Annotated in this window: 7 protein-coding genes; 1 reads left to right on the top strand and 6 read right to left on the bottom strand. The window is 66.0% G+C overall.

Features of this window, described 5'->3' with window-relative positions; all coding sequences use genetic code 11:
- Positions 1–497: 497 nt before the first annotated feature.
- The 6 genes from AB0B25_RS10280 to AB0B25_RS10255 form a co-directional block, all read right to left on the bottom strand.
- Positions 498–1,667, bottom strand: a complete 1,170-nt coding sequence (locus AB0B25_RS10280; RefSeq protein ID WP_357176916.1) for a hypothetical protein — start codon at positions 1,665–1,667, stop codon at positions 498–500.
- A 319-nt stretch (positions 1,668–1,986) separates the two neighbouring features.
- A complete protein-coding gene (locus tag AB0B25_RS10275) occupies positions 1,987–4,386 on the bottom strand; it encodes a hypothetical protein (protein WP_357176915.1) in 2,400 nt (799 codons plus the stop codon).
- A 154-nt stretch (positions 4,387–4,540) separates the two neighbouring features.
- Complete coding sequence (locus AB0B25_RS10270; protein WP_357176914.1) at positions 4,541–5,929, bottom strand: HAMP domain-containing sensor histidine kinase; 1,389 nt, start codon at positions 5,927–5,929, stop codon at positions 4,541–4,543.
- On the bottom strand, positions 5,926–6,639 hold the full coding sequence (locus AB0B25_RS10265) for a response regulator transcription factor (protein ID WP_357176913.1): 714 nt from the start codon (positions 6,637–6,639) through the stop codon (positions 5,926–5,928). Before AB0B25_RS10265 ends, AB0B25_RS10270 begins: the two co-directional genes overlap by 4 nt.
- A 288-nt stretch (positions 6,640–6,927) precedes the next feature.
- Positions 6,928–7,308, bottom strand: a complete 381-nt coding sequence (locus AB0B25_RS10260; RefSeq protein ID WP_357176912.1) for a hemophore-related protein — start codon at positions 7,306–7,308, stop codon at positions 6,928–6,930.
- Between the two features lie 119 nt (positions 7,309–7,427).
- Positions 7,428–9,491, bottom strand: a complete 2,064-nt coding sequence (locus AB0B25_RS10255) for an AMP-binding protein (RefSeq protein WP_357176911.1) — start codon at positions 9,489–9,491, stop codon at positions 7,428–7,430.
- A gap of 319 nt (positions 9,492–9,810) precedes the next feature.
- Between AB0B25_RS10255 and AB0B25_RS10250 the strand changes: the two genes are divergently transcribed.
- On the top strand, positions 9,811–12,257 hold a 2,447-nt coding region (locus AB0B25_RS10250; RefSeq protein ID WP_357176910.1), incomplete at its 3' end, for an ATP-binding protein.

Genomic DNA, 12,257 nt, shown 5'->3' with positions numbered 1-12,257 from the left:
GACCGCCGCTTGCGACTTCGTCGCGGGCGCAGCGGTCGCTCGGACGCGAGCCGGGCCGCGAACGGGGAATGCTCGGTCTCGCTTCGCTCGGAAGTGGGGGTGGGCCGATGGGAGTATCAGTGGGGGCGGGTGCTGTGTTGGTTCGGCAGTGCCTGTGGTGGTGCGTGATGCATACATACGGGGCCGTTGGGGGTTGGGGTTGGACGCGAGCCGGGGCGCGAACGGGGAAGGCTTGTTCTCGCCGACGCGAAGTAGCGAATTTCCTACCCACGGCGGCATAACGCCGCGCCCTTAGCCGACTTTGGTCGAAAATACCCACGGCGGGGCGCGCAGCGCTTGGCCTGCTTCGCTCGGAATGGTTGTTCTGATTCGGAGGGTGAGCCAGCTATTCATATCGGCCGGCCGGCCGCGGAGTTCGTAGAACTATCGCGTGATGATCGACTGTGGTACCGGCCCGTGTTCCGCGTTCAAGGATACGGACCATCGTCGTATCTCGACTATTCCTTGACGATTTCGACCGGGTCGGTGAGCGCGAGGGCGAGGGCGGATTGCTGGGTGCTGCTGCGTTGCGGGAGCGCGGCGACGGCCTTGTCGGTCTGGGTGCTGAGGTTGTTGACAATGCTCTGTAGTTGGCCGACGCCGGCGGTGAGCTGGCCGACAGCGCTCACCAACTGAGCGCCACCCTGCTCGGCGAGCTGCGGCAGGCCCTCGGCGAGCTTCGCACCTTCGGCCAACTGTGCGCTGGCGCTGGACAAACGGTCCACGACGGTGCGGAGCAATGTGCCGAGATCGGTGTTCGGATCGACCGCGTCGCCGACCAGCGAGCCGAGACCGGTCAACTGCGAGCCTGCCTGGCCGGACATGTCGCGCAGCGCTTCCAGCTTGCCGATGATGTCGGCCAGTGCCGGATCGTCCGCGAACGGTAGCCCACGCAACAGCGGAAGAATCTGGTCGAGCCCCCCGCCGACCGCACTCGCCGTCTGCTCCACCTGCGCGATGGTCACGCCGGTCGAATCCAATGCGGCGGCAAGCTGATTCGCCTGCGATGCGGCGCCGGCTACCGTCGAGTTGAGCAGAGCGATAGCCGAAGTCAGCTGAGTGGAGCCCTTTTTGGCGAAGTCGAGGAAACCCAACATCTGTTCGGCGCCGGAGCTGAACTGGCCGGCGCCCGCCACTGCCGTATTCACTCCCGCGTTGAGCAGCTGAGTGGTGAACTGGACCTGTGACATCTGGGAACGGGCCTGCGCGACCGCGGCCAGCGCAGCATCCACACCCGCCGCGCCGATCCGATGCGTCACCTCGCCCACCGCGCCGTTCACCAAGGTGGCGTCGGCGTTCGCGTGCGTGGCCACGGTGACCTTCGCCCGCTTCGGCTGCATGCCGGCCAGAGTTCCCATGGACTCGGTGAGGTCGACGGGCAGCGTGATCACCGCGGCATAGTCGACGGTGCTCGCCTCGCCGGGCTTCACGACAGTCCATTCATAGCCGCCGGTTTCGCGCAGCGCCTCGACCACGCGTTCACCTGTCGGACCGGTATCGGCGTTGACCAGTGCGATACCGCTTGGACTGCGGTCCGAACGGCTGCACGCGCTGATACCAGCGCCAACCGACCCGGAGACGACGAGGGCAACGGCGAGAAGTGCCGCGCGGGAACGTTTTCCGATCACGCACGCAGACCCTAGGCGCTGGTTATGGTCCGAGCATTGGCTATTCTCTGAGAATTGGGTAAGGGGATGTGGTTGTTCGGCAGCGCCTGGGGTGCTGCGGGTTCGGGTCCCCCCTATGGCTCGTTTCGGATGACGACCTCGGTCTTGCGCAAACCGGTGATCGACTCCGTTCGCCTTCCCCGGGTTCACGATCCGGAGACGACCCGCGCGTCTACGGGAAGGAAGGCTGAAATCCGGCTTCCTGCCCGCGGTGAGCAAGCCCGCGAAGAAGAATGACCAGATGGTTTCGAAGCTTCCGACGAACCAACCGGCGCACCCATCAGTTCGTCCACGGTCCTATATTGGTGCCGGATAGCAGTCGATCGACATTCATGGCTCTGCTCTTGACCTGCATTGCTGCCCGCAGAACGGCCGGATCGTTCGGGTTCGCCATAACGTTGTTTGCGTGTAGTTCCATATCCAAGGCGAGCCGGTTTCCGATGTAGAGGCGAGTGTCCTCGTCGGCTTTGGCGAAGTTTTCGATGGCGCCGGCTCTGCCACCAGAGCCGGGGACTCTGTTCACGTTGCCGTGGGCGTCGACCTTGTGCACGTAGGCGCTGCCCACAGCGCTCAGGAAATCCTCATACGTTGCGTGATTCTGCATGACCGCGTGGACCAGTGAGCCTTCGTCTTCGTCGCCGTAGTCGCGCTGGAGGTCCGAGGGTGGGCGGGTGCGACGGCGGAACAGACCTGCCTCTTCTGCGGCTCGAGCTCGGTAGGCATCGCCCCTCGCATCGGTGAGATGCCCGTTGCGACCCGCGAGGTCCAATGCCGCGGCGGCCTGAGCCAAGGGGGCGTACATTGCCGGGTTGTCCTCGGCACCGCTCGCTGTTTGTATTGCCGCCCGGCCTGCCCGTCTGATCTGGTCGCTCGTCCAACCGCCGGTAGGGCTCCTGGCGCTGACGGCGGACATAGCACTCATGGCCTCGGCCACACTGCCGCCGAGGTCGCGCACCCGCGTGACAGCCACAGCGGCGGAGCGTGCGTTGAATCCTGGAAATTCTGGGATCTCTGTTGCTGCGAGGGCAGCATTGTCGTGCGCTCGCGCTACCGCAATATTCCTGCCCGGAAATCCTGATATAGCCCGGTCCGGTACCTCCCCCAGAAGCATTTGGTAGCTCAGATAGTTCATGTCCTGTAGAGACTTCGAATAGTACATGAGCGGGTTCTGTCGCCGGAAAAGCCAGGAAGATGCGGGATTTCCGTTGATGTCCGCGAGGAGGCTCAGTGATCTTCCGATGGCGTGGCCAGGTGACAGCGCGTAGCGAAGAGTTCCGTGGCCCGTTGTGTCACCGACGAAGGTCGGCATCGGCCGGCCTTCGAGTATTGCGCGAATCTTCTCGGAAATCCGGCTCTCGCCACCGATCAGATTGAGGTCGAGACGGCGCAATAGCACAAAGCCCGCGATAAGCACTATGCCGCCGACGAACATCACCGCTATACCGCTCTCGGGTGCCGACCGGAAAATGCTGTCCAGCACCAGGATGTAGCCGCCTTCGAATGCGAACAGAAAAACCATCGAAGAGGCATCGGCGAACATGCCGACGACGTTGCGGACCAAGAACGCCTGGGTGGGGCCGTATATGAATCCGCCGGCGGCGAAACCGAAAATAGCCAGGATGGCATGGAATACCGACGAGAGTGCGGCGAGGAAGATCTTGATCGAGAGGTAGGCCAGGAATACCAGCAGAATCGTCCCGAAGATCAACAGCACCAAGCCGGTACCGACTTGCCCGAATGTGGGGTTCTCGATTCTACCGCGGGCAGCGGAGTTGCCGCACAGCCGCATACCGTCCGCAAGCTGTGATTCACTGCCTGCCAGGACCGCCGATGTCCATGCCGCGCGGCAACTGGGCGAATCATCGACGACCTGGCCGAGATTCCACACCTGCACCGGATGCCGCCCGAAATTGTCGGCCAAGGTCGTGCCGAATCCGTCGACTATTGATTTCGGATTCGGATTCGACTGGCCGTTCAATCCCGCGGCGACTGCTATACCGACATCGCGCCCTTGGGCCAGCAGGCCGTGCGACGACAACACATCGGCCATGGGGTTCGCAAGATATGCTGCGCCGGACAAGGCAACGAAAAACATCGCCGTGACCTGCACTACGGCTTTGGCGGGGTTCCCGCGCAGAATGAACACCGCGACGAATACCCCGCCGATCGTGACCGCTACGACCAACATGAGCGGGGTGGCCAACGTATTCGTGAGGCCGTCGGCGACCGCGATAAACGGTTTGCCGAGCCAATTCAGCCAACCGAAATCCGCCACGAACAGGGCGATCCAAATGGCGCCGATCACCAAGACCATGAAGATCGCGAAGAGAAACCCCAGTATGATCGACACCCCGCCGCCTTTTACGTTGAAAAGGCTCGGCTGGGTAGCGAAGATGTAGCTCGACAACGGGACTCCGGACGAGTCCTTGATGCCGGTCCACGAGAGTCCATCGATGGTGGATGTACTGGCAGCCAAGGCGACGGCGTCGGCCGCGCCGCTGGTGATGATCGTGGCGGCCAGGAGAAGCAGCAAGCTGATCAGGAGGCGGACGGTGACGTGTCGTCGACGGGTGGCACGGGTCCAGTCGCGACATCGTTCCAGGACCGCGCGCAGGGACCAGTCCATGTCCCACGCGCTGTTGGGGCTGGAGTCCGGTTCACGCTTGATGAGCAGCTGCATACATTCGTCCCACACCCGGAATCCAGATCGCGTCTAGGGTACATCTTTGTTGGTACACTATCAAACGTGCCGTTAGTTGTCGGCTCGATTCGTTATGACCAGCGAATGGATAACGGTTGAGTCGCGGCATTATCGCCGCCGCGCCGGCAGGCGATCACGAGACCGTGGGATCGGGAAGTTCCAGGATCAAGCGGATTCCGCCCAGCGTGCCCTCGTCGAAATAGGCTCGGCCGCCGTGTAATTGGGCTTGCTGGGCGACCAAGGCGAGGCCGAGGCCGGAGCCGCCCTTGCTCGCTTGACTGCCGCGGAAGAAACGGTCGAAGACAGCTTCGCGTTCATCGGGTGGGATGCCGCGACCGTTGTCGTCGATGGCGATGACGATGTGGCCGTTCGGGGCGCGGTACGCCGAGACGAGAGCCTCGGTGGCTCCACCGTGCTTCACCGAGTTGGCCAGGGCGTTGTCCACCGCGAGGCGGAGCCCGGCGGGCAGGCCACGGGTCACCAGCTCGGCGTCGGAATCGATACGTACCGTGAGGCCGGGAAAGTGACGCATGGCGTCGTGCGCGGCTTGATCACACAGATCGCCGACGTCGGTGGCGACATGGTCGCGTTCGTTGGTCAGGTCCCCGGTGGCAAGCCGCTCCAGCGCCGTGAGCGTAGTTTCCACCCGACCCTGGCTGCGTTGCAGGTCACCAAGGATCTCGGTGCGCTGTGCCTCGTTCAGATCGAGGGTGCGCAGCACCTCGAGGTCGGTGCGCATCGCGGTGAGCGGGGTGCGCAGCTCGTGTGCGGACACGGCGGCGAAGTCACGTGCGGTCTCCAGCGCGGCAGCGGTCTGGGCCTGAGCCTGGTCCACTCGATGCAGCATGGTGTTCACCGCGTCCGCCAGCTTTTCCGCCTCGCGCACGCCGGAGCCCTCCACTGGTGGCTGTGCGTCGCGCGGATCAGGGAATGCGCTGCGCGCGCCGACCTGCCGGGTGAGCCGGACGATCGGACGGACCGCGGCGCCGGCCAGCAGCCAGCCGAGCGCCGCCGCGGCGGCGATGGCGAGTAGTGCGCCGCCGAGCACCCAGCGCTGCTGTTCCGCGGTAGCCTCGGCCGCACTCGCGGCGGGTATGCCGAGCGAAACCATGCGTCCTGCCGGTTGGTTCTCGGTGGTCGTGAGGATCCGATACGGCGTACCGCCCACCGGGAGGGTGCGCGATCCGGGTGGCAGCGCCGGTAATTCGGTCGCCGTGCTCGCCGTGCTCGTGCCGTTGTCGCGGACGGTGACGGCCATGCCGTTGTTGAGACCGGTCAGGCTGATGAATTTGACCGCGATGACCGGTTCGATCAGCACGATCCGCGCCGCGATGGCGAGCTGCTGATCGGACTGCTGTACGTTGTTGCGCTCGATAGCGCGGATGCTGAGCAAGCTGATCAAGGTCACGACGAGGATCGCGCCCGCCGCCGCGGCGCCCGCGACCCTGGTCCGCAGCGAAAACGATCGCCGCCGCCTGGTGGTCGAGACGGTTGCCGGGCCCGGTCGCGCGGGCTCGGTCATTTCGGCGCTCGCAGCACGAACCCGACGCCGCGGATCGTATGCAGCAGCCGGGGCGCGTCCTCCACCTCGAGCTTGCGGCGCAGGTAGCCGACGAATACATCCACCACGTTGGTGTCGGCCGCGAAGTCGTATCCCCACACCAATTCCAGCAGCCGCTCCCGGCTCAGCACCACACCGACGTTGCGGGCCAGGGTGGACAACAGCTCGAATTCCCTTTTGGTGAGATCGATCTCGCGGCCGTGCAGCAATGCGCGGTATCCCGCGACATCCACCTCGAGCGCACCGATGGTGATCGCGCCGGGAGTCGTCGGAGCCGCGACATCCGAGCGCCTGCGTAGCAGCGCCCGGATCCGCGCCACCAGTTCCGCTAGCACGAACGGCTTGACCAGATAGTCGTCGGCGCCGGACTCCAGCCCGGAGATGCGGTCGTCCACTGAAGCCCGGGCGCTGAGTACGCAGATCGGCACCTCGTTGCCCATTGCGCGTAGGGCGGTGACCACGCCCGCGCCGTCCAGCACCGGCATGTTCATATCCAGCACGATCGCGTCCGGCGCGTGCTCGTTCACGCTGCGCAGTGCCTGTGCGCCGTCCCGGGCCACCAGCACGTGAAACCCGGACAGCCGCAGGCCTCGTTCGACCGACGCCAGCACATCCTCGTCGTCGTCGACAACGAGAACGGTCGGGGTCGAGGTCGTCGTCACGTCATCCATTGTGCAACCACTTTGCGCAGGGCTTGGTTAAGTGACCTGCTGATTTTGTAGGAGCAGGGATTACTGGCCGGGTACGCCCAAGACACGGGTCGCACCGGATGCGGGACCTGAACGTGAGCACGGGACTGCCCGACTGTCGGCCGGGACGTCACGGAACTGATGATCTCGCAAGAACGGGTAACTCGCCGGGTACACCCAGAACTCGAGCGGCACCGAACGTAGGACCGGAACGCAAACTCCGTGTCACCTGACCGGTACGGCCTGAGTACCGCAGAGGCGGAACAGGGCTCAGTAGTTGTGGCAGGTCTCGGCCACGGTACGGATGGTGTCGCGCAGCTGCGCGGTGCGTGGATCATTCTCCGCATCGCGTGCCGCCTGCGGGTTTTCGTCGATGGCCCGGCGCAACTCGGCCCGGCGTTGCGCGACCGGCAAGTCGAATTTGCGCCGCAGTTCGGCCTTCTGCGTCGGGTTGGCGTCGAGCATGGCCGCGAGCTGCGGCGCCTTGTCGTGCAGTGCGGAGTCGACCTGGGCGAACGAACAGTCCGAATCCAATAGTGGCGCGCCCAGCTCCATCGGGTCGGCCGACGCGATCGCGGGGCTGAGGAACATCGTGACCGTCGCGAATCCGCCGACGGCTAGCGCGGTGATTCGGTCTACGGAACGTGGCATAGGGTGCTGCCTCCCTATCATCGAGGGGTTTCGGGACAGTCTCGAGGTTATTGCGACGAGCTGGCGCACGGGTGAGCACTCTCTGAGGGTGCTCTGAGGAGCGTGTCCGACCCGCGACATCACGACGGCGCCACCGGATCGACGTCGGGCTGCACCACGTCGTCAGGGTTCTCGGTACGCCGCGGCGCGGACTCGTGCCGCGGCGACCGCGCGGCGCGGATCTGATTCGACAGAGCCACCAGCATGGCGGGATCGTCGATGGTGGAGGGAACCTCGAACGCCTCGCCCGAGGTGATCTGCCGGATGGTCTTGCGCAGGATTTTGCCGGATCTGGTCTTGGGCAGCGAGGTGACGATGACGGCGTCGTAGAGGGTGGCGATCGCGCCGATCTGGTCGCGCACGCGCGCGATCAGCTCGTCGCGCAGCTGGGCCCGATCGATGTCGACGCCGGACTTCAGCACCACGTAGGCGAGCGGTCGGTGGCCCTTGAGTTCGTCGGGCAGACCGATGACCGCGCATTCGGCGACCGCCTCGTGTCCGGCGATGGCGGCCTCGATACTGCCCGCCGAGAGTCGGTGCCCGGCCATGTTGATGACGTCGTCGCTGCGTCCGAGGACATACAGGTAGCCGTCCTCGTCGAAGTAGCCGGAGTCACCGGTGAGATAGTGGCCCGGGTACGCGGAGAGATAGGAGCGTACGTAGCGGGCGTCGTCGCGCCACAGACCGGTGAGCGTGCCGGGCGGTAGCGGCAGCCCGATGACGATGTTGCCCTCGACGTTCGGCGCTACCGGGTTGCCGGAGGAATCGAGCACCCGAAGTCGATAGCCGGGTACCGGCACCGAGGCCGACCCGGGCTTGATCGGCAGTCGCTGCAGGCCGAGGGGGTCCGCGCAGATCGGCCAGCCGGTCTCGGTCTGCCACCAGTGGTCGACCACGGGGCAGTCGGAGCGGTCGCCGAGCAGGATCTCGTCGGCCCACGCGTAGGTGGCCGGATCGAGCCGTTCGCCCGCGCAGAAGAGCGCGCGCAGTGTGGAGAGGTCGTAGTCGTGTGCCAGTTCGGCGTCCGGGTCCGCCTTGCGGATGGCGCGCAGCGCGGTCGGCGCCGTGAACAGCACATTGACCTTGTGCTCGGCGACCACCCGCCAGTACGCGCCCGCGTCCGGTGTGCCGATCGGCTTGCCTTCGTACAGCAGCGTGGTGGCGCCGACCAACAGCGGCGCGTAGACGATGTAGGAGTGCCCGACCACCCAACCGACGTCGGACGCCGCCCACATCACCTGGCCCGCGCCGACGTCGTAGATGTTGCGCATGGACCAGGCGAGGGCCACCGCGTGCCCGCCGTTGTCGCGGACCACGCCTTTGGGCCTGCCGGTCGTGCCCGAGGTGTAGAGGATGTACAGCGGGTCGGTCGCGGCGACCGAGACCGGATCGGCGAGCGGCGCATCGCGGACCGCGTCATCCCAGTCGAGCCATCGCGCCGCGACCGCGTGGGGGGAGTTCGGCAGGTCTTCGGTGTGGGGCGGTGACGCAGGGACCGAGAGGGTCGAGAACTGCGGCCGGCGTTTGACGATCACGGTGCGTGGTGCGGTGGTCTCGGCAAGATCCAATGCCTGCAAGACAATCGGCGGATATTCGATTTTCCGGCCCGGCTCGAGCCCGCCGGACGCTGTGACGATCAACACCGGCTCCGCGTCATCGATGCGCGCGGCCAGTTCCGGAGCGGTGAAGCCGCCGAACACCACCGAGTGCACCGCGCCGATTCGCGCGCAAGCCAGCATCGCGATCACCGCCTCGGGGATCATCGGCAGGTAGATCAACACACGATCGCCCACCGCGACGCCGAGCCCGGCCATCGTCCCCGCGAACCGGGACACCTGCTCGAGCAGCTCGGCGTAGGTGTAGACCGCTCTGGCGCCGGTCATAGCGGAGTCATATATTAGTGCCGGCTGATGCGCGCGGCTCTCCCTTTCTTCGGCACCCGTGTGCACATGCCGGTCGAGCGCGTTGAAGGAGGTATTCAGGCGAGCGTCGGGAAACCACTTGGCTACCGGGCGAGCGTTGGTGTCGACGATCTGCGTCGGTGGCACGTCCCAGTCGATCGCGGCGGCCGCGTCGGCCCAGAACTCGGCAGGATCCACCAAGCTGGTTTGGTAGGCCGGTCGGTACTCGCGCCGCACGTTCAACCCCGTGACTCCCTAGCTCGCCTCGATGCCCGCCTCGATAGATCTGGTTGATTGTGGCAGACTTCACGCGACGCCCGGGTGGGCGTCGCGACCTTTGGTTTTGCCTGAAATTGGCAGGTCACCGATCGCGAAGTTACGCTGAGTCCCCCAAGAAGTTATTGATCCGTTAGAATCTGGTGTCACTTATTTGGGCCGTCGTAGACGCAATTTCTCGGCCAGCCGCAGCTCTCGGCCAGCTCCACCTGTCGAGCCAAGCACGCGATTGTGGAGGTTCGGTTGATGGCGCGTGGTAGGGGCCAGTTTGGAAAGTGAGTGGGAGATGCGTGACGCCGCTAGGTCCGGCAGTAAGCGCTGGGCGCTCGGCAACTGGGACCTGCGCTGGAAGGTAACGGCGGTCCTCGCTGTGCCGCTGGCGGTCGCGGTCGGACTCGGCGTGTCCAGGATCTCGTCGCAGTTCGCGGAATCGAACCAGCTCGCCGACGTCGCCAACAACATCACCGCTATCCCGGTGGTCACCGCGCTCAGTGCGCAGACCGCGACCACCGCGAGTTCACAGATGGTCGCGCTGGCGCCCAACACATCCGTGGTCACCGATCAGAACCTCGCGGATCTGGACAAGGCGATCGCCAACGCCGAGAAGTCGGCCGACCGGCTCAGCAGCGTGCCCGGTGCGCGCGAGGCCTTCGACGACATGATCACCCAGGCCAAAGCCGTGCGCGGCCAGGGCAAGGCCGTCGCCACCGGCCCGAGCGCGGACACCATCGCGATGATCGACCGGGTCCGCAGCAACAGCGTGCACATCGTCGAGTCCACGGTCGGCCAGGTCAGCGACAGCGCGGTCGACGCGGCCAAGCTACGGCTGGTCGACTCGCTCAACACCCGTGCCGCGTTGGTCAGCGCTGTCGCGGCGTTCCCCGACGTGCTGCGTAATCCGCAGACCGGCGCGCAGGGCTTCCTCGTCGCGGCCAACACCGAGCGCTCACTGCTCAACGTGTTGGCTCACCGCTTCTCCGACGGCGACACCTCGATCGCCGACCTGCGGGCGGGGATCGACACCAGGATCGCACTGCTCAGCAGCCCGCAGGCGCAAGCTGGTCAGATCCCGATCGGTGACCTGAAGAAGTCGCTCTCCGACAGCCTCTCGGTCTACGAACTCGTCGTCGGCAAGGCGACCAAAGATATCGATAACTCGATGACCTCGCTGGTGTCCTCGGCCCAGGGCGGCGCGTGGACCTACACCGCGGTCGTCATCCTGACCATCCTCGCGGCGCTCCTGCTCGCCGTGTTCGTCGCCCGCTCGATGATCGTCCCGCTGCACCGGCTGCGTCTGGCCGCGCTGCGCGTGGCCGAGAGCGATATGCCGCAGGAGGTCGCCCAACTGCGCAACGGCGCCTCGCCGGAGGAGGTTCCGCTGGAGCCGATGCCGGTGCGTAGCACCGAGGAGATCGGACAGCTTGCCCGCGCCGTCGACGACATCCACGGTCAGGCGCTGCGACTGGCCAGCGATCAGGCGAAGATGCGCTCGCAGGTCAACGACATGTTCGAGACCCTCGCCCGCCGGTCCAAGTCGCTCGTCGACCACCAGCTCAGCCTTATCGAGGCGATGGAGTACGACGAGAAGGACCCGCGCCTGCTGGAGAACCTGTTCCGGCTGGACCATCTCGCCGCGCGTATGCGCCGAAACGGCGACAACCTACTCATTCTCGCGGGCACGAGACAGCGCCGTGCCAAGTCCGCTCCGGTCGAGATCGGCGATGTGCTGCGCGCCGCGATCTCTGAGGTCGAGGACTATGAGCGCGTGAAGCTGGGCGCGACGCCGCGCGGATCGCTCATCGAGCCATCCGCCTCCGACCTCGCGCACCTATTCGCCGAGCTGTTGGACAACGCGCTTCGGGCGTCGCCGCCGGAGACCGACGTCAAGTTCACCTTCGCGCAGGCACACGATCAGGGCATGCTCATCGAGGTCGCCGACCGCGGTATCGGCATGCCGCCGGCCGAGATGGCCGAGATCAACCGGAGGCTCGAGCAGACCGCGGAGCCCGGCCCGGACACCGCCCGCCACATGGGTCTTTTCGTGGTCGGCAGGCTCGCGGAGCGGCACGGCCTCACGGTGCGGCTGCGACCGACCTTCGACACCGCCCGCGATCCCGGCGTGACCGTCACCGTGCACGTACCGATCGGCCTGATCGTCGCGGGTAAGCCGATCGTGGCGCAGCCCGTCACCCCGCAGCCGTCGCCGCCCCCTGCCACGCCGCAGCGTCCATCGGCACCGCCGTCCATGCAGATGCGGGCGATCACGCGGACCCCCGGGGGCAATGTCATGGTCACGGTCGATCCAGGGGTGAACGGCGCGACTCCGGCCGATAATCCCACCCCCAGCGCACCGTCGAGTGGACCGATTCCAGCTGGAACCGGCGGTCTGCCGCAGCGCCAGCCGGGTACGTCGATGTCTTCCGGTTCGCGTTCGGACGCCCCGCAGTCGAATGCCAGCCTGCGCTCCGCGGCGGGAGCACCCGGTCAGTCGCCGAATGGACCACAGCGCGGCAAGCTCGCCGCGGCCAATCTGCCCAAGCGCAACCTCAGCCCGGGCGGTCCGCCGCCGCGTAGGCCCGATGCTCCGTCCGAGCCGTCCGGCGCGGGTCTGCCCGCCCGCGAGCCGAGTTCGGGCGAACTGCCGATGCGCCAGCCCGGTGCCAGTGGTGTACCGCAGCCGAGTGTCGGTTTGCCGCAGCGTCAGCCGGGTGCGAACGGTGTTCCGCAGCGGGA

This window comes from Nocardia sp. NPDC049190 (assembly GCF_040648115.1).
Taxonomy (GTDB): Bacteria; Actinomycetota; Actinomycetes; order Mycobacteriales; family Mycobacteriaceae; genus Nocardia.
Note: the sequence above shows the minus strand (reverse complement) of the source record. Positions and strands in the feature narration are given on the sequence as shown.

Excerpts from the sequence above, each read along its gene's own strand:
- AB0B25_RS10275 (WP_357176915.1), bottom strand. The coding sequence starts at position 4,386 with ATGCAGCTGCTCATCAAGCGTGAACCGGACTCCAGCCCCAACAGCGCG.
- AB0B25_RS10270 (WP_357176914.1), bottom strand. The coding sequence starts at position 5,929 with ATGACCGAGCCCGCGCGACCGGGCCCGGCAACCGTCTCGACCACCAGG.
- AB0B25_RS10265 (WP_357176913.1), bottom strand. The coding sequence starts at position 6,639 with ATGGATGACGTGACGACGACCTCGACCCCGACCGTTCTCGTTGTCGAC.
- AB0B25_RS10260 (WP_357176912.1), bottom strand. The coding sequence starts at position 7,308 with ATGCCACGTTCCGTAGACCGAATCACCGCGCTAGCCGTCGGCGGATTC.